The organism is Peribacillus sp. NPDC046944, from assembly GCF_050272735.1.
GTDB lineage: Bacteria > Bacillota > Bacilli > Bacillales > DSM-1321 > Peribacillus.
The window spans coordinates 219,832-238,769 of record NZ_JBNNML010000002.1 but is presented as its reverse complement, the minus strand read 5'-3'; the positions used below and the strand labels follow the sequence as shown (position 1 = coordinate 238,769).

Sequence of the window (18,938 nt, the reverse complement as noted above, 5' to 3'; positions counted from 1 at the left end):
GTTCTTTTATATTTTAACGCATTATAGTAGGGAAGAGTATATTTTTATTCATTACATCATATACCCCACGCTGGGTAACCCTGATATACGGTAAATGGGTCGTAGAAAAAAAGGATAGGGTATATACGGGATCAGCGAAGCGATAACCCCGTTCACGCAACAATCTTTTCAATTCATTTTCTTCTATAATTAATTCAGGAACTTCCTTATTGGACATTATCCCTTTTAATGTTAATGGCACCTCATGAATCACTTCTCCTTGCTCTGTCAAAACAATACCGCCGCCGATTTCCTTCAGCCGGTTGAAGGCCAGGTGCATATCCTTCTTACGTTTCCCAATCAAAATGATATCCCCGGTATTCGTATAGGTGGCTGCAAAACCGCATAACTTATCGGCAAACCCCTTCAGTATCGTATTGATCCGCCATTTCCCTTCCTTATCGATGAGCATGAAGAAACACTCATCATCTTGAAAGGTAAGCTCTTCATATCCCACATCGTTTGAAAGGGAATATGGTTTGGTGATCACGTTATTGACCAGCTCTATTCCGAACGGCATCGAGAATTCGAAATCTTCCTTCAAACTAAGGTCCCAGTCCATTTCCAACGGTTTAAAGTCAAAATCGCTCCAGTTGATTTCTTGTGAATCCGGAATGATTTTCCCATCCCGCTTCACCCATTTCCCTTTAGCCATGACAGAAACCGGGGCGGGCTCCTCAATATCAGACAGAAAATTGATATTGGCGACTCTGCCCGTAGCAATATTGCCATGGAGATATTCAATATTATAATAGCGTGCGATATTGATAGTGGCCATATTATAGGCGTCAATGACTGGTACACCCTGTTCGATTGCTATTTTAATCAAGCAATCTATGAATCCCTTTTCATAAAAAGACGGTGGTGAACCATCCGTTGTATAAAAGAACTTATCATATTGATCGATACCCAGTTCATGAATTTCCTGCAATATGTTTGGGAGATCCGGACGGATGGATGAATGCCTTAATGAAACGAAATAGCCTTGAAGTAAGCGCTCCATCACCTCATCACCTGTCATGGCCTCATGGTCACAATCGGCTCCAAATAGTGTCATCTTGGCAAGTGTTTTCTCAGAAGCACCAGGAAAGTGACCCTCTATCTTCTTCCTCATCCGCTTGGCCTCCTGAATCCAATGCAGCATCATGTCATCGCCATCAAGAAGCTTAGGCCACCCCGTCAGTTCACCGCCCTGTAAAACGGCATCATGCTCAAGCCAGGATTTAACCGCTCCATGAGAAAATACGGTATCTTCATCGATCAACTCCGTTTGTCCATCAAAACGGCTCCACCAATACATCGTAACAGGGATGTTACGTAGCTCCTTCAAAAGAGAAAACGCTTTCTTTTTTCCTAATTGCAAAAGGAATGGCAGGTTATCATTGATAAGTGTCGTTGTCCCAAAATGGGATGCATAGCGTGAGAAAGACAGGGGATTATATAATTGAGAAGGGTGTGAATGCGGCTCAATATATCCCGGGACCAGGTACTGATCTGAACAATCAACCATTTCACAGCGGTCTATATTTTCAGGAAGGTTTGTACCGACATAGATAATGCGATCGTCATAAATCCATATATTTGCTTTCACCCATTTTCGTAAAGCCTGGTTTAAATATGTAGCATTTTTCAAAAGAATGTGTGGTGACCTCTTTCCATCCAGCACATCTATATGTTCCCGTAGATGTTTATTTTTCCATCTATAACGTTGTTCCAGCATAAACATCCCTCCATGAATTGTAAGACAAAGGAATTGAAATCCCAATTCAATCCAATTTTATCTTATAGTAACATATTTATTTCATTAACACAGTAAAGTTAACCAGAATACTGTGAAATTTTTGTGAAAGGATGAACTTATCATGAAATTCAAACAAAATATCAGCATAGTCAATGCGCTTATGCGGATTACCTGTGGCTTTACCTTTCTTACCTGGGCCACAGCGAAAATGGTTAAAAAACCATGGAAAAATCAATCCTACTTAATGGTGGTCATCCTTGCTGCCATGAAAATAGGCGAAGGCATATTGCGCTATTGCCCCGTTGTCGATGTAATGGAAAATGGCCAAGCCATGATGAAGGATAAGCAGAACAGGGATGACCAATCTGATTCGTATTGATTTCATTTTAAAAGAAGCTGACTCGATATTTGAGCCAGCTTCTTTTTATGGTCAAGGAACCTATTCTATGGCTCGATATCCAATATCCGTACGCCAAAACAGGCCTTCTTTTTCAATATGTTCTACTTCTTTATAGACTTGTCTTTGGGCAGACGCAAGGTCGTTTCCTTTAGCCGCAACAAGCAATACCCTGCCTCCATTGGAAACAAGATCTCCCTGGTCGTTTTTGGCCGTCCCGGCATGGTAAATATGGGTGTCCGGCTGAATCCTATCCAACCCTTTGATTACCGACCCCTTCGTGTATGCTCCAGGATAGCCTTCTGCAGCCACGACTACACCAAGAACCGCTTCATCATGCCATTCAAGATCTAAATCTTCCCCTGCAAGGACCGCTTCAAGAGTATCGACGAAATCCGTCTTTAAGCGGGGCAATACTACTTGAGTTTCCGGATCCCCAAAACGGGCATTGAATTCAATCACTTTTGTACCCTTTTCCGTTGCAATTAACCCGGCATATAATATGCCTGAAAATCGGCGATTTTCTGAAATCATCGCATGAACCGTCGGTTGCAGAATAGCATCTACCGCTGCTTGCACCATACTATCGGATATTTGAGGGACGGGGGAGTACGCACCCATTCCACCAGTATTCGGTCCTTTATCACCATTGTAGGCACGTTTATGATCCTGTGCGATAACCATTGGATATACTTTATCCCCGTTCACGAAGGCCATCAATGAAAACTCCTCGCCATCCAGGTATTCCTCGATGACAACCTTTGCTGAAGCTTCCCCGAACTTTGCACCGACTAGCATATCATGAATGGCTTCCATTGCTTCCTGCATCGTCATGGCGACTACTACGCCTTTGCCCGCAGCCAGACCATCCGCCTTGATGACAATGGGAGCGCCCACTTTTTCGATATATGCCTTTGCCTGCTCATAATCAGAAAACGTCTCATATTCTGCTGTTGGAATATGATAATCCCTCATTAAATTCTTAGCAAATGATTTACTTCCTTCAATGACCGCAGCCCGGCTGTTTGGTCCGAACACCTGCAAGTTTTCTTTCTCAAAGTCATCAGCCAACCCATTAAGTAAAGGCGTTTCCGGTCCAATCACCGTCAAAGCAATCGCATTTTCTTTTGCGAAAGCGACCAATTCTTGATGTTTGGTTTCCTCGATTGATATAAGTTCGGCAACATCTGCCATGCCGGGATTCCCTGGCGCCACGAAGACTTTCTTAACCCGTTTGCTTTCAAACAGTTTACGGGCGATAGCGTGCTCCCTGCCTCCACGGCCAATCACTAGTACATTCATTACCGCACCTCATCTTCGATTAATGTTTAAAGTGGCGAACTCCTGTGAATACCATTGCTATTCCATATTCATCGGCTTTATCAATTGAATCTTGGTCTTTCTTCGATCCACCTGGCTGGATGATTGCCGTTACGCCTGCTTTTGCCGCCGCCTCCACGGTATCGTCCATAGGGAAGAAAGCATCCGATGCCAAAGCACTTCCCGCTACTCTTTCACCAGCTTGTTCTAGAGCTATTTTTGCTGCGCCGACACGGTTCATTTGCCCTGCACCCACGCCCAATGTCATCTGATCATTACAAATAACGATGGCATTCGATTTGACATGTTTCACGATTTTCCAACCAAGTTCAAGAGCTTTCCACTCTTCTGCGGTCGGTTCGCGTTTTGTTGCCACTTTTACTTCTGCATCCTTCAAACCGAAAGCATCACGTTCTTGCACGAGTAAACCACCTTCAATTGAAGTCAATTTACGTTCCGGTTTTTTAGCAGCCTGGAAATTAACCGTTAATAGACGAAGGTTCTTCTTACTTGTCAATACATCCAATGCTTCCTTAGAGAATCCTGGAGCGATGATGATTTCAAGGAAAATTTCGTGAAGCTTTTCCGCAGTCGCTTTATCCACTTCACGGTTCAAGGCGATGATGCCACCAAAAATCGAAGTGGAATCCGCTTCATACGCTTTATCGAATGCTTCCAGAATCGTATCACCAACACCGACTCCACAAGGATTCATATGCTTGACGGCCACGGCTGCCGGTTCTTTGAATTCCTTAACGATTTGAAGGGCTGCGTCTGCATCATTGATGTTATTGTATGAAAGCTCTTTTCCGTGCAGTTGTTTTGCTTCCGCAATCGAGAAGGTAGATCCAAGCGGTTTTTTATAGAACGCTGCTTTTTGATGAGGATTTTCCCCATAACGAAGCGACTGTTTCAATTCATAAGTAACAGTAAGTGATTCTGGATTCTCTTCTTCGGCAAGCTCAGTCATATATTCTGAAATCACGGCATCGTATGCCGCTGTATGACGGAAGACTTTAGCTGCCAGACGACGATTCGTCGTTTTTGAGACATCTCCGTTTTCTTTTAGCTCAGCCAATACCGTTGCATAATCCTCGCTATCGACGATAACTGTCACATACTCGTGGTTTTTCGCAGACGAACGTAGCATGGTCGGTCCTCCGATATCGATGTTCTCAATCGCATCTTCCACCGTCACATCCGGTTTCGATATCGTCGATTGGAAAGGATAAAGGTTCACACAGACCAACTGAATCGGTTCAATATGATGCTCTGCTAGTTGAGCTTTATGCCCTTCATCTCCATGCTTGGCTAAGACTGCTGCATGGACATTCGGGTGTAACGTTTTAACGCGGCCGTCCAGAATTTCCGGGAAACCAGTGATTTCACTGATACCGATAACATCCACGCCATTATCCTGTAATGTTTTACTCGTACCGCCCGTTGAAATGATTTCAAACCCGGCCTCTTTCAACCCTTTGGCAAATTCTACGATACCTGTTTTATCCGATACACTAATTAACGCACGTTTCTTCATGGTATGTTGTTCCCTCCATTATGTATGTTGTTTCTCTTGGCATAGCTGTTGCAAAGTTTTTGGATACAGATCATGTTCCAATTCCTGAATTCTTTTTTGGAGGATGTCTTTTGTATCTCCGTTAAGAATGGGGACCGCCTGTTGAGCAATAATCGGTCCTGTATCCATTCCCTCATCGACATAATGAATCGTGACCCCGGTTTCCTTCACTTCAGCCTTAAAAGCCTGGCCAATAGCATCCTTACCTGGAAAGCAAGGCAAAAGAGAAGGGTGAATATTCACAATCCTGTGTGAATATTCCCCTAATAACGTCGATCCTATTAACCGCATATAACCAGCAAGAATAATGAATTCTACGCCATGGACATGAAGTTCATCCAGTATCTCCCGTTCATATCCCGCCTTATTTTCGTACTGTTTTGCTGAGAATGAGAATACCGGAATGTTCTCCATTCTAGCCCTCTCAATTACGTAAGCATCCTCACGGTCACAAACAACAAGGCATATATCCGCTTCTAGATTTCCCTCTTTTATTGCATCAGCGATTGCTTGAAAGTTGCTTCCATTACCCGATGCAAAGACAGCAAGGCGCCTCATCGCTTAAAAGACACTCCTTCACCCTCAATAATCGTTCCTATGACAGAAGCCTGTTCACCACAAGACTGTAGATGCGCAATGATCGCAGGAGCATCCGATTTTTTCACGACGGCCGTCATCCCGATGCCCATATTGAATATATTGAACATTTCCTTCTGAACAAGATTTCCTTTTTCCTCAAGGTACGAGAATACTGGGGGAATCGTCCAGCTGCCCAACTCAATTTCAACACCGCAGTTTTCGGGAAGGATACGCGGAATATTTTCGATGAACCCGCCACCTGTAATATGTGCTAGTCCCTTCACTTCAAACTTTTCAAGTGTCGACAATATCGACTGGACATAGATTTTTGTCGGTTTCAACAATTCTTCACCCAATTTGCAACCGAACTCCGGCACGAGTTCCTGTAAATCCATTCCTGCATCTTCAAGAAGGATTTTACGGACAAGTGAATAGCCATTGCTATGGATCCCGCTTGAAGCAAGACCGATGACAACATCACCATTGGATATGCCCTCACCCGTAATTAAGCGTGATTTTTCAACCGCCCCAACAGTGAACCCAGCCACGTCATATTCTTCGATTTCGTACATCCCTGGCATTTCAGCTGTTTCCCCACCGATTAAAGCACAACCCGCTTGCTCACATCCGTCCGCAATCCCTTTAACGATCATTTCAATTCTCTCGGGATCAGCTTTGCCGCAAGCTATATAATCTAAAAAGTACAACGGCGCAGCCCCCTGTACGACCACATCATTGACGCACATCGCTACACAATCTATTCCAATTGTATCATGTTTATCCATCATGAACGCGAGTAAAAGCTTCGTCCCGACTCCATCCGTTCCTGAGATAAGGACAGGCTCTTTAAGGTGTAACGAAGACAAATCGAACATGCCTCCGAAACCACCCAATCCGTTCATTACTTCAGGACGAAATGTCCGTTTTACATGTTTCTTCATCCGATTTACCGCTTCGTAGCCCGCTTCAATATCGACGCCAGCCTGCTTATATGCATTAGCCATTTGAAATCCCCCTCCGAAAACCACTCGTTCTTATCGATGCCTTTTTAGCATTTAATTTTTTCCCGTTCATAATCGAAAATTTCCGTTGGATAATTTCCCGTGAAGCATGCTAGACATGAACCGCGTGTTTCTCCAGCAAACGGACGTCCAATCGCTTCGACCATGCCTTCCACACTTAAGAAGGTTAATGAATCGGCTTCAATGATTTCCCGTATTTCCTCCACCGATTTGGAGCTGGCAATCAGTTCATCTTTTTTCGATGTATCAATACCGTAAAAACATGGATTTTTAATTGGAGGCGAACTGATCACAACATGGACCTCTTTCGCCCCTGCATCTTTCAGCATGCGGACAATCCTTCTGCTGGTCGTACCACGTACGATCGAATCGTCCACCATGATCACGCGTTTCCCTTCAACGACGCCTCGTACCGGTGATAACTTCATCTTCACACCCTGTTCGCGAAGGCTTTGCGACGGTTGAATAAATGTCCGTCCGACATAACGGTTCTTAATTAAGCCCATTTCATAAGGGATGCCCGCAGCTTCGGCATAACCAATGGCCGCCGATATGCTTGAATCCGGAACACCCGTGACAACATCCGCTTCGATTTTCGCTTCCTGAGCCATTTGCTTACCAAGGTTTTTCCTGGCTGTATGTACATTAATCCCATCAATATTGCTATCCGGACGGGAAAAATACACATATTCCATCGTACACATGGCTTGTTGACTGGAAAGGGAAAAGTACTCTGAATAGATTCCTTCATCATTGATGACGACAAGCTCGCCTGGTTCGATATCACGGATGAATTCCGCCCCAACGATATCAAGAGCACATGTTTCAGAAGCGGCGTAATACGCATCTCCTATCTTTCCGAGGGAAAGTGGACGGAAACCATGTGGATCCCGCGCTAAAATCATTTGGTTTTCTGTCATGATAACAAATGCGTAGGCACCCTTCAGCATACTTAAGCTATTTTTCACAGAATCCCTTATATCAGAATAACCGGAGCGTTTAATCAAATGTGCAAGGACTTCCGTATCCGACGTCGTTTGAAAAATGCTCCCTTGTCCCTCTAACTGTGCTTTTAACTGGCTGGCATTGACGATATTCCCATTATGGGCAAGAGCCAGCCCCCCTGTATGTGAATTGAACAAGAAAGGCTGGACGTTTTGATATCCACCGCCTCCTGCTGTCGTATAACGGACATGACCTATCGCTGACTTCCCTGTACCGGAAAGTGCCTGCATTTTTTCTGCCGTGAAGATTTCCGTTACAAGACCTTCCCCTTTCGTGATGGACATTTGATTACCGTCCGTCACGACAATGCCTGCTCCCTCTTGGCCCCGATGCTGTAAGCTATGCAGTCCGTAATAGGCAAGCTGTGCTGCATCTTGATGTCCCCAGACTCCTACTACACCACATTCCTCATTAAGACTTCTTATTTCAGCAAGCATGGAATGGCCCCTTTCCAAGCTGATTGTAATTCCTCAACATTCACTTCAAATACCAGATTATCGCCATCATCCGTCACGATTATTTTTGAATCATTCGTTACTTCCCCTATAAGGATTGCATCTTCAACAATGGATTCAAATGCCGCTTGGTTTTCTGGACTAACGGATAGTAAGAATCGGGATTGCGTTTCACTGAATAACCCGGATACCAATTCGCCGGAAACCTTAACGTTGGCGCCGAGTGTAGTCGGACCGAATAGAGATTCACTTAAGGCAACAGCCAAACCACCCTCTGAAAGATCATGTGCGGAGGCGATATGCCCTGCTCGAATGGCTTCAAGAATTTGTGCTTGCCGTTTTTGTTCAACATGTAAGTCCAATTCCGGTGCAGGTCCAAAGATTTTTCCTTCTACCATTTTTTGAAGTTCACTGCCACCAAATTCAGCTTTCGCTTCCCCGACCACATATATCAAGTCGGATTCATGTTTGAACGTTTGGGTCGTGATATGTTGAAGGTCATGTACAAGACCAACCATCCCAACTACTGGAGTTGGATAAATGGCCTCGCCATTCGTTTCATTATAAAGCGATACATTTCCACCAATGACAGGCGTACTTAAGCTGCGACATGCTTCGCTCATGCCATCAGCGGCTTTTTCCAGTTGCCAAAATATCTCTGGTTTTTCTGGGTTTCCAAAATTCAAGCAATCTGTAATCGCCAAAGGTTCTCCACCCGAACAGACAATGTTACGGGCCGCCTCAGCTACAGCAATCTTACCGCCTGTCTCGGGGTCGAGGTAAATATAGCGGGAGTTACAATCCGTTGTCATTGCAAGAGCTTTATTCGTTCCTCGCACACGTACCACTGCAGCGTCGGAACCAGGTGATACCACTGTATTCGTACGAACCATATAATCATATTGGTCGTAAACCCATTCCTTGCTTGAAATGGTAGGCTGTTGTAATAATGCTATAAGAGTACCCTTATAATCCTTGATAACCGGCACTTTTGCCGTCATGCTTTGGAAGTCGCGGAAATACTGTGGTTCAGCAGATGGCTTGTGATAGATTGGTGCTTCTTCAGCCAATGCATCAACTGGAACTTCCGCAACGATTTCACCTTGATGGGAAAGTGTTAAGTTTTTATCATCCGTTACTTCACCAACAGCAACTGCTTCCAGGTCATATTTCGTAAACAAATCAACGATTTCCTGTTCCCGTCCTTTAGTAACGACGATTAACATCCGTTCTTGTGACTCAGACAGCATCATTTCATACGCAGTCATGCCTGTTTCACGTTGAGGCACTAAATCAAGGTTCATTTTAATCCCTGATCCAGCTTTACTCGCCATCTCAGCCGAAGAGCTAGTAAGCCCCGCTGCGCCCATATCCTGAATGCCGACAAGCGCATCATTATGGATGAGTTCAAGGCAAGCTTCTAACAGTAATTTCTCCATGAATGGATCGCCAACTTGCACGGCTGGTCTTTTCTCTTCTGAAGACTCTGAAAGTTCTTCCGATGCAAATGTAGCTCCATGAATGCCATCACGGCCAGTTTTGGCACCCACGTACATGACCGTATTCCCGACACCATGAGCTTGACCTTTCTTGATGTCCTTATGATCAATTAACCCGACGCACATGGCATTGACTAATGGATTTCCCTCATAGGAAGGATCGAATTGAATTTCACCGCCGACAGTGGGAATCCCAATGCAGTTCCCATATCCAGCAATTCCTGCAACCACTTCTTTGAATAAATATTTCACGCGTTCGTTATCCAATTCGCCGAAGCGCAGCGAATTTAACATGGCGATAGGTCGGGCTCCCATGGAGAAGACATCACGGATAATGCCCCCAACGCCTGTAGCTGCTCCTTGATATGGCTCAATGGCCGATGGATGGTTATGGCTTTCAATCTTGAAAACGACGGCCTGATTATCACCGATATCGACGATTCCTGCGCCTTCCCCAGGACCTTGTAATACTTTTTCCCCCGTAATCGGGAATTTTCTTAAGATGGGTTTTGAATTTTTGTAGGAACAATGCTCTGACCACATGACGGAAAACAAACCCGTTTCCGTATAATTCGGCAGTCTGCCTAAGATTTTCTCCACCATGGCGAATTCTTCATCGGATAGCCCCATACTTGCGTATAAACGCTCCGATTTAATTTTATCCGGACTTGGTTCAAGCTGTAACAACATGTGATTCCCTCCAGTTTTTCACGATGGATTGAAAGATCTTTAAGCCGTCTTTACTGCCAAGCAGTGAGTCAACAGCACGTTCGGGATGAGGCATCATTCCGAGGACATTACCTTGTGCATTGGTGATTCCCGCGATTTGTTCTAGGCTACCGTTGGGATTTTCACCCTTATAAGTGAACAGAATGCGGTTATTTTGTTTTAATTCCTCAAGTGTGTCTTTATCACAGTAATAGTTTCCTTCACCATGGGCCACTGGAATGGTGATTGATTCGTTTAATGAATATCCCGTGGTAAACATTGATTCATTATTTTGAACATTCAGCTCTACATTACGACAGATGAATTTCAGACCATCATTACGTCGCATCGCTCCCGGTAACAGCCCTGCTTCAAGCAAAATTTGAAAACCATTGCAGACGCCAAGAACCGGTTTTCCTGCTTGAGCCGCTTTTACGACTTCTGCCATCACATTGGAAAAACGGGCAATCGCTCCTGAACGTAGGTAGTCGCCATAAGAGAATCCGCCTGGAAGCAGGATTCCGTCAAATTTGTCTAGATTATCCGTGGAATGCCATACATACTCCACTTCCTCCCCAAGCGCATCCTGTATCGCATGGTACATGTCGACATCACAATTGGAGCCAGGGAAAACGATCACAGCAAATTTCATTGGGTGACAACCTCCTCCACGTCATAACGGTACGCTTCAATGACTGTATTGGCTAATAGCTTTTCACACATTTCCTTCACCAGTTGATCTAAATCACGGTCGGTGTCTTCAATCGTCAGTTCAATGTATTTCCCGACACGAACATCGCTTACTTCGTTATATGTCAAACTATGAAGGGATTGTTGAACCGCTGTCCCCTGTGGATCCAGTACACTTTCTCGTAGTGTGATATATACCTTAACCTTATACATGTTGAGTACCCTCCAACTTTGCTAGAATTTTTCCATATGCATCTGTTAAACTACCTAAATCACGGCGGAATACGTCTTTGTCCAGTTTTTCATTTGTCACTGCATCCCAAAGGCGACAAGTATCCGGTGAAATTTCATCAGCCAATAGGATTTCCCCATCCGATGTCTTGCCAAACTCCAGTTTAAAATCAATCAAGTTAATGCCCATCTCTTGGAAGATGGTTGATAGGACCTTACTGATTTCCCGTGCCTTTTCCTTTAAGATAGCTACATCTTCCTTGCTGGCAAGTTCCAATTCTTCAATATGGTCTTCCGTCAACAGGGGATCGCCGAGTGCGTCGTCTTTATAATAAAATTCAACGAGCGTTTTCTTTAGTGGGTGGCCTTCTTCCATGCCAGTGCGTTTAGAGAAGCTACCGGCAGCCGTGTTTCTAACGACCACTTCAAGAGGTATGATGGAGACCTTTTTAACCAGTTGCTCCCGCTCGGAAAGCTTTTCTATAAAATGAGAAGGAATGTTTTGTTCGGCAAGCTTTGAAAATAGTAAACTAGTAATTTGATTATTCAACTGGCCTTTACCAGCGATTTCTGACTTCTTCTCGCCATTGAAAGCCGTTGCTGAATCTTTGTATTCCACCCATACTATTTCACTGTTGTCCGTTGCATAAATCTGTTTCGCTTTCCCTTCATACAGCAATTCTCGCTTTTCCATCTGTTAAGACCTCCGAATTGTGAATATTATGAATTTTTATTTTATCATTAGGTAAGGAGCAAACGCTTCACCCGACTGGGATTCACGTTTGCAGCCTTGTTTTATAAGCCTAGGCGATCAAAGATCACATCTACGTTTTTCAAATGATGGGTAGGGTCGAAACAGTCATCAAGTTCTTCTTTAGTAAGCAGGCTTGTGATTTTATCATCCTTGTTGATCAGACTCCTGAATGGGACTTGCTGCTCCCAGGCTTCCATCGCATGGGGCTGAACCGTATCATACGCCTCTTCACGGACAAGACCCTTGTCAATAAGGGCAAGCAACACGCGTTGAGAGAAGATTAATCCAAGCGTACGATCCATGTTACGCTTCATGTTCTCAGGATAAACAGTAAGATTTTTCACGATATTACTGAAGCGGTTCAACATATAATTCAAAGCAATCGTTGCATCCGGCAAGATGATTCGTTCAGCAGAAGAGTGGGAGATATCACGTTCGTGCCATAAAGCTACATTCTCATACGCTGTCATCATGTATCCACGGATGACCCGGGCCATTCCTGTCATGTTCTCAGAACCGATAGGATTCCGTTTATGAGGCATTGCCGATGATCCTTTTTGTCCTTTTGCAAAGAATTCTTCCACTTCGCGCGTTTCGCTTTTTTGTAACCCTCTGATTTCCACAGCGAATTTTTCGATGGAAGTTGCAATTAACGCCAAGGTACTCATATAGTGTGCATGGCGATCACGTTGCAAGGTTTGCGTTGAAATGGGATCAGCTTCAAGACCCAGCTTTTCACAGACGAATTGTTCAACGAACGGGTCGATGTTTGCATATGTACCAACAGCACCGGAGATTTTACCTACCTCGATGTTTTTTCGAGCAGCATCAAAACGTTCCACATTCCGTTTCATTTCTTGGTACCAAAGGGCAAGCTTCAAGCCGAAAGTGGTCGGTTCCGCATGCACACCATGTGTACGTCCCATTTGGACGGTATATTTATGTTCTTTCGCTTTGTTTTTCAAGATCTCGACAAAATTATTTAAATCCTTTGAAAGAATATCATTCGCTTGTTTAATCACATAAGAAAGTGCCGTATCAACTACATCCGTTGAAGTCAGGCCATAATGCACCCATTTACGTTCTTCACCTAATGTTTCGGAAACTGCACGTGTGAAGGCCACAACATCATGGCGAGTATCTTTTTCAATTTCATTGATGCGCTCTACATCGAATGATGCATTTTCACGAAGGAGCTTCACGTCTTCTTTCGGTATGACACCAAGTTCCGACCATGCTTCACATGCCAAGATTTCTACTTCCAACCATGCATTAAAGCGGTTTTTCTCTGTCCAAATGTTCCCCATTTCAGGGCGGGTATAACGTTCAATCATTTTGCTTCCTCCGTTTCAACCTGTTGATTCCAAATTTTGCTTCGATCACTTTCTAAAAGGGCTTCCTCGAGTGTTGGACGTAAAATGTTAACATGCCCCATTTTCCGTTTTATCTTGGCCTCTCTTTTACCGTAAAGATGAATCTTCCAATCCGTAAGCTCCGGAATTTCATGAAGTAATGGCTCCAAGTGTTCACCTAGGACGTTGACCATGACCACCGGTTGCAACAAGGAGGTATTTCCGAGGGGCCAATTACAGACAGCACGGATATGCTGTTCAAATTGGGATGTTGCACATGCTTCCAATGTATAATGACCCGAATTGTGTGGTCTTGGTGCAAGCTCATTGATGATGATTTCATCCTTTGCCGTTAAAAACATCTCCACGGCCAATGTACCGACCAGTTCTAGTTTCTCGGCAAGCTGTCGAGCCTCCACAATGGCCTTTTCTTCAGCACTCTGACTGATGCGAGCGGGAACGATGCTTTTATGCAGTATATTTTCAATATGAATATTTTCTGCTACCGGAAAATGACTTGTTTCACCATTCGCTTTACGCGTCACGACAACCGAGATTTCCTTAACGAAAGGTATCCAAGCTTCTAATACACATACACCTGTTTGGAGCAGGGATTCAGCCTTTTTAATATCAGCTTCCTCATTTATGACTAACTGCCCTTTTCCATCATAACCGCCACGGGTCGTTTTTAACACACTTGGGTACCCTAATTCTTCTATATGTAGGTAAATTTCCGAAACATCCTGAATTTCCTGGTACGGGGCAACCGTTGCTCCAGCACCTGCTATGGCTTTCTTTTCAGTAAGCCGATCCTGTGTTTGTTTTAATAATTCCGACCCCTGAGGAAGATAGGCATGCCGTTTCAACCAATCTAGAGCCTTGGAACTGATATTTTCGAACTCATAGGTAATGACGTCACTGACATTTGCCAGCCTTTTCAATGCATCTATGTCATCATAAGCCCCAAGGATCTCTATATCTGCCACTTGAGCACAAGGACCATTAGTCGTTGGTTCAAGAACAGCTATCTTAAAGCCTGCTGCCTTAGCCGCTAAGGCCATCATCCTGCCTAACTGTCCACCGCCAATAATTCCAATCGTCTGACCCGGTAAAATGACCTTATTTAAGTTGTTCACTGCTCAATAACACCTTTTCCCTAGTTTCGTCTCGGAGAACCTCTAATCTATCGGCGATTTCTGAATCGAAAGCAGCCAATATCTGCGCCGCAAGCAAACCTGCGTTAATCGCCCCTGCCTTTCCGATAGCAACCGTGGCAACCGGTACCCCGCCTGGCATTTGAACGATCGATAATAATGAATCCATACCGTTTAAAGCCTTGGATTGGATTGGCACCCCAATCACAGGTACTATTGTTTTAGCTGCCGTCATACCGGGTAGGTGAGCAGCTCCACCTGCACCTGCTATTATCACCTTAATCCCGCGCTCTCTTGCACTCTCTGCATATTCAAACAATAAGTCTGGTGTGCGGTGGGCCGAAACGACTCTTTTTTCATAGGGGATTTCAAGCTGTTCCAATGATTCACAAGCATACTTCATCGTTTCCCAATCCGAGACGCTACCCATAATGACCCCGACCTGCGACTTCATAATACTGTCCCTCCCACTTTCCATTCTATCATCTATAATTTTCAAAAAAAAAAACGGGCAGACTTCTTCCTCATAGAGAAAGCAATCTGCCCGGAAAAAAGTCTTCACAAAAAAGACTTCGATAGTTTCCGAATAAGTCAGCTACTTTTCTCATAGTCCGATGATTTACGGTCATCAGGTAGAAACTTTTGGGCCATATCCCCAGGATTATATGAGAGGTATTAATATACATCCATCTTACCGTCACGCATTTTCATTGTCAAGATAAAATCGAATATTTTTATAGAATACTTAATGATCGTTCGTGTTTTACTCCAATAACTTTGCTTCAAATACAATTTTCCTGTTAATTGGTTCATAATGAGCCATTCCATTCGTGATTCTTTCCTCAAAAATGGGTTCTTCCGTTCTCCTCACTGGAAAGTACCCTGCAGCCTTTATTCGATCAAGACATTCATCAATGCTTTCTCCTTCTCTAACTTCAAACTTTTCTTTACCCTTTTTACTCACAGAATCGTTCCTTTCCTGCATTCACTATTTTCATGAATATTTTTGTTCCACCCTTATTAAACAGCTTGCCTATTTTTCTAATTATAAATTCTTTCAGATAGGTTGAACAGCTTATCCAGGGATTTTAATCAAAGATCGACGGAAAGCTGTTTTCAATATCTAACTTGTCCTGTCCTAGCAACAGTGAATGATTTCATTTTATTTTAATGGTACCAGTCTGAAAACAAAAAAAGGCCAGCCTAATGGCTGACCTTTGAAATGGCTTGGCGGCGTCCTACTCTCACAGGGGGAAACCCCCAACTACCATCGGCGCTGAAGAGCTTAACTGCCGTGTTCGGAATGGGAACGGGTGTGACCTCTTCGCTATCGCCACCAAACATATCAGGAACGTTGTTCCTTCAAAACTAGATAATATCAGAAGGTGTTCATCTTTTTAAAGCGTTGGTTAAGTCCTCGATCTATTAGTATCAGTCAGCTCCACATGTCGCCACGCTTCCACCTCTGACCTATCAACCTGATCATCTTTCAGGGATCTTACTAGCTTGCGCCATGGGAAATCTCATCTTGAGGGGGGCTTCATGCTTAGATGCTTTCAGCACTTATCCCTTCCGCACGTAGCTACCCAGCTATGCCTTTGGCAAGACAACTGGTACACCAGCGGTGCGTCCATCCCGGTCCTCTCGTACTAAGGACAGCTCCTCTCAAATTTCCTGCGCCCGCGACGGATAGGGACCGAACTGTCTCACGACGTTCTGAACCCAGCTCGCGTACCGCTTTAATGGGCGAACAGCCCAACCCTTGGGACCGACTACAGCCCCAGGATGCGATGAGCCGACATCGAGGTGCCAAACCTCCCCGTCGATGTGGACTCTTGGGGGAGATAAGCCTGTTATCCCCGGGGTAGCTTTTATCCGTTGAGCGATGGCCCTTCCATGCGGAACCACCGGATCACTAAGCCCGACTTTCGTCCCTGCTCGACTTGTAGGTCTCGCAGTCAAGCTCCCTTGTGCCTTTACACTCTGCGAATGATTTCCAACCATTCTGAGGGAACCTTTGGGCGCCTCCGTTACTCTTTAGGAGGCGACCGCCCCAGTCAAACTGCCCACCTGACACTGTCTCCCACCCCGATAAGGGGCGCGGGTTAGAATTTCAATACAGCCAGGGTAGTATCCCACCAACGCCTCCACCGAAGCTAGCGCTCCGGCTTCTCAGGCTCCTACCTATCCTGTACAAGCTGTAACAAAATTCAATATCAGGCTGCAGTAAAGCTCCACGGGGTCTTTCCGTCCTGTCGCGGGTAACCTGCATCTTCACAGGTACTATAATTTCACCGAGTCTCTCGTTGAGACAGTGCCCAGATCGTTACACCTTTCGTGCGGGTCGGAACTTACCCGACAAGGAATTTCGCTACCTTAGGACCGTTATAGTTACGGCCGCCGTTTACTGGGGCTTCGGTTCAAAGCTTCGCTTGCGCTAACCTCTCCCCTTAACCTTCCAGCACCGGGCAGGTGTCAGCCCCTATACTTCGCCTTGCGGCTTCGCAGAGACCTGTGTTTTTGCTAAACAGTCGCCTGGGCCTATTCACTGCGGCTTTTCTGGGCTATTCACCCTAAAAAGCACCCCTTCTCCCGAAGTTACGGGGTCATTTTGCCGAGTTCCTTAACGAGAGTTCTCTCGCACACCTTAGGATTCTCTCCTCGCCTACCTGTGTCGGTTTGCGGTACGGGCACCTTACATCTCACTAGAGGCTTTTCTTGGCAGTGTGGAATCAGGAACTTCGGTACTATATTTCCCTCGCCATCACAGCTCCGCCTTAATGGAAACGGGATTTGCCTCGTTTCCGGCCTAACTGCTTGGACGCGCATATCCAACAGCGCGCTTACCCTATCCTTCTGCGTCCCCCCATCGTTCAAACGATGTATAGGTGGTACAGGAATATCAACCTGTTGTCCATCGCCTACGCCTTTCGGCCTCGGCTTAGGTCCCGACTAACCCTGAGCGGACGAGCCTTCCTCAGGAAACCTTAGGCATTCGGTGGAAGGGATTCTCACCCTTCTTTCGCTACTCATACCGGCATTCTCACTTCTAAGCGCTCCACCAGTCCTTACGGTCTGACTTCAACGCCCTTAGAACGCTCTCCTACCATCGACACCATACGGTGTCAATCCACAGCTTCGGTGATACGTTTAGCCCCGGTACATTTTCGGCGCGGAGTCACTCGACCAGTGAGCTATTACGCACTCTTTAAATGGTGGCTGCTTCTGAGCCAACATCCTGGTTGTCTAAGCAACTCCACATCCTTTTCCACTTAACGTATACTTTGGGACCTTAGCTGGTGGTCTGGGCTGTTTCCCTTTCGACTACGGATCTTATCACTCGCAGTCTGACTCCCAAGAATAAGTATTTGGCATTCGGAGTTTGACTGAATTCGGTAACCCGTTGGGGGCCCCTAGTCCAATCAGTGCTCTACCTCCAATACTCTCATCTTGAGGCTAGCCCTAAAGCTATTTCGGAGAGAACCAGCTATCTCCAGGTTCGATTGGAATTTCTCCGCTACCCACACCTCATCCCCGCACTTTTCAACGTGCGTGGGTTCGGGCCTCCATTCAGTGTTACCTGAACTTCACCCTGGACATGGGTAGATCACCTGGTTTCGGGTCTACGACCTCATACTCATTCGCCCTATTCAGACTCGCTTTCGCTGCGGCTCCGTCTTATCAACTTAACCTCGCATGAAATCGTAACTCGCCGGTTCATTCTACAAAAGGCACGCCATTACCCATTAACGGGCTTTGACTACTTGTAGGCACACGGTTTCAGGATCTATTTCACTCCCCTTCCGGGGTGCTTTTCACCTTTCCCTCACGGTACTGGTTCACTATCGGTCACTAGGTAGTATTTAGCCTTGGGAGATGGTCCTCCCTGCTTCCGACGGGATTTCTCGTGTCCCGCCGTACTCAGGATCCACTCAGGAGGGAACGAAGTTTCAACTACAGGGTTTTTACCTTCTTTGACGGACCTTTCCAGGTCACTTCATTTACCCCGTTCCTTTGTAACTCCATATTGAGTGTCCTACAACCCCAAGAGGCAAGCCTCTTGGTTTGGGCTACATTCCGTTTCGCTCGCCGCTACTCAGGAAATCGCTATTGCTTTCTCTTCCTCCGGGTACTTAGATGTTTCAGTTCCCCGGGTCTGCCTTCAATACCCTATGTATTCAGGTAGAGATACTGTTCCATTACGAACAGTGGGTTTCCCCATTCGGAAATCTCCGGATCAAAGCTTACTTACAGCTCCCCGAAGCATATCGGTGTTAGTCCCGTCCTTCATCGGCTCCTAGTGCCAAGGCATCCACCGTGCGCCCTTTCTAACTTAACCGTTAAAAAGATCTTACTGATGCTTTGAAAAAAATTAATTGCCTTCTATCTATTATCTAGTTTTCAAGGAACAATGTA

Annotated in this window: 15 protein-coding genes, 2 rRNA genes and 1 riboswitch; of the genes, 1 reads left to right on the top strand and 16 read right to left on the bottom strand. The window is 45.2% G+C overall.

All coding sequences use genetic code 11. The features are described 5' to 3' along the window. Positions 1-13: 13 nt before the first annotated feature. Positions 14-1,759, bottom strand: coding sequence for an adenine deaminase C-terminal domain-containing protein (locus ACQKIC_RS04140; RefSeq protein ID WP_402989351.1), 1,746 nt, complete (start codon positions 1,757-1,759; stop codon positions 14-16). A gap of 142 nt (positions 1,760-1,901) precedes the next feature. Here ACQKIC_RS04140 and ACQKIC_RS04135 point away from each other — a divergent pair, with 142 nt between their 5' ends. Next, a complete protein-coding gene (locus ACQKIC_RS04135; protein ID WP_402872266.1) occupies positions 1,902-2,159 on the top strand; it encodes a YgaP-like transmembrane domain in 258 nt (85 codons plus the stop codon). 60 nt (positions 2,160-2,219) lie between these two features. Here the strand turns inward: ACQKIC_RS04135 and purD are convergent, their stop codons facing one another. The 15 genes from purD to ACQKIC_RS04060 form a co-directional block, all read right to left on the bottom strand. After that, entirely contained in the window at positions 2,220-3,479 is a 1,260-nt protein-coding gene (gene purD / locus ACQKIC_RS04130) for a phosphoribosylamine--glycine ligase (protein WP_402958624.1), read from the bottom strand. A 19-nt stretch (positions 3,480-3,498) separates the two neighbouring features. Beyond that, on the bottom strand, positions 3,499-5,034 hold the full coding sequence (purH, locus tag ACQKIC_RS04125; protein ID WP_402958627.1) for a bifunctional phosphoribosylaminoimidazolecarboxamide formyltransferase/IMP cyclohydrolase: 1,536 nt from the start codon (positions 5,032-5,034) through the stop codon (positions 3,499-3,501). Positions 5,035-5,052: 18 nt separating this feature from the next. Next, entirely contained in the window at positions 5,053-5,631 is a 579-nt protein-coding gene (purN, locus tag ACQKIC_RS04120) for a phosphoribosylglycinamide formyltransferase (RefSeq protein ID WP_427591654.1), read from the bottom strand. Further along, the gene (gene purM / locus ACQKIC_RS04115) at positions 5,628-6,656 is read right to left on the bottom strand and encodes a phosphoribosylformylglycinamidine cyclo-ligase (RefSeq protein WP_427591655.1); all 1,029 of its coding nucleotides are present in this window, start codon (positions 6,654-6,656) and stop codon (positions 5,628-5,630) included. The genes purN and purM overlap by 4 nt, the downstream gene beginning before the upstream one ends. 44 nt (positions 6,657-6,700) lie before the next feature. After that, the gene (gene purF, locus ACQKIC_RS04110; protein ID WP_402872278.1) at positions 6,701-8,116 is read right to left on the bottom strand and encodes an amidophosphoribosyltransferase; all 1,416 of its coding nucleotides are present in this window, start codon (positions 8,114-8,116) and stop codon (positions 6,701-6,703) included. Next, complete coding sequence (gene purL, locus ACQKIC_RS04105) at positions 8,101-10,323, bottom strand: phosphoribosylformylglycinamidine synthase subunit PurL (RefSeq protein ID WP_427591656.1); 2,223 nt, start codon at positions 10,321-10,323, stop codon at positions 8,101-8,103. Before purL ends, purF begins: the two co-directional genes overlap by 16 nt. Next, positions 10,307-10,993: a phosphoribosylformylglycinamidine synthase subunit PurQ gene (gene purQ / locus ACQKIC_RS04100; protein ID WP_402872282.1), complete on the bottom strand. Its 687-nt coding sequence runs from the start codon at positions 10,991-10,993 to the stop codon at positions 10,307-10,309. Before purQ ends, purL begins: the two co-directional genes overlap by 17 nt. Further along, entirely contained in the window at positions 10,990-11,244 is a 255-nt protein-coding gene (purS, locus tag ACQKIC_RS04095) for a phosphoribosylformylglycinamidine synthase subunit PurS (protein ID WP_402872285.1), read from the bottom strand. The genes purQ and purS overlap by 4 nt, the downstream gene beginning before the upstream one ends. Beyond that, on the bottom strand, positions 11,237-11,956 hold the full coding sequence (gene purC / locus ACQKIC_RS04090) for a phosphoribosylaminoimidazolesuccinocarboxamide synthase (protein WP_402958634.1): 720 nt from the start codon (positions 11,954-11,956) through the stop codon (positions 11,237-11,239). Before purC ends, purS begins: the two co-directional genes overlap by 8 nt. A 101-nt stretch (positions 11,957-12,057) precedes the next feature. Beyond that, a complete protein-coding gene (gene purB, locus ACQKIC_RS04085; RefSeq protein WP_427591657.1) occupies positions 12,058-13,350 on the bottom strand; it encodes an adenylosuccinate lyase in 1,293 nt (430 codons plus the stop codon). Further along, entirely contained in the window at positions 13,347-14,504 is a 1,158-nt protein-coding gene (gene purK / locus ACQKIC_RS04080) for a 5-(carboxyamino)imidazole ribonucleotide synthase (protein WP_427591658.1), read from the bottom strand. The genes purB and purK overlap by 4 nt, the downstream gene beginning before the upstream one ends. After that, positions 14,488-14,976, bottom strand: a complete 489-nt coding sequence (gene purE, locus ACQKIC_RS04075; protein ID WP_402989380.1) for a 5-(carboxyamino)imidazole ribonucleotide mutase — start codon at positions 14,974-14,976, stop codon at positions 14,488-14,490. Before purE ends, purK begins: the two co-directional genes overlap by 17 nt. Before the next feature lie 133 nt (positions 14,977-15,109). Then, positions 15,110-15,211, bottom strand: a riboswitch (purine riboswitch). Positions 15,212-15,285: 74 nt separating this feature from the next. Beyond that, positions 15,286-15,486, bottom strand: coding sequence for an NETI motif-containing protein (locus tag ACQKIC_RS04070; protein ID WP_402958642.1), 201 nt, complete (start codon positions 15,484-15,486; stop codon positions 15,286-15,288). 261 nt (positions 15,487-15,747) lie between these two features. Further along, positions 15,748-15,863 (bottom strand): 5S ribosomal RNA (rrf, locus tag ACQKIC_RS04065). Between the two features lie 64 nt (positions 15,864-15,927). Further along, positions 15,928-18,861, bottom strand: a 23S ribosomal RNA gene (locus tag ACQKIC_RS04060). Positions 18,862-18,938 lie beyond the last annotated feature (77 nt).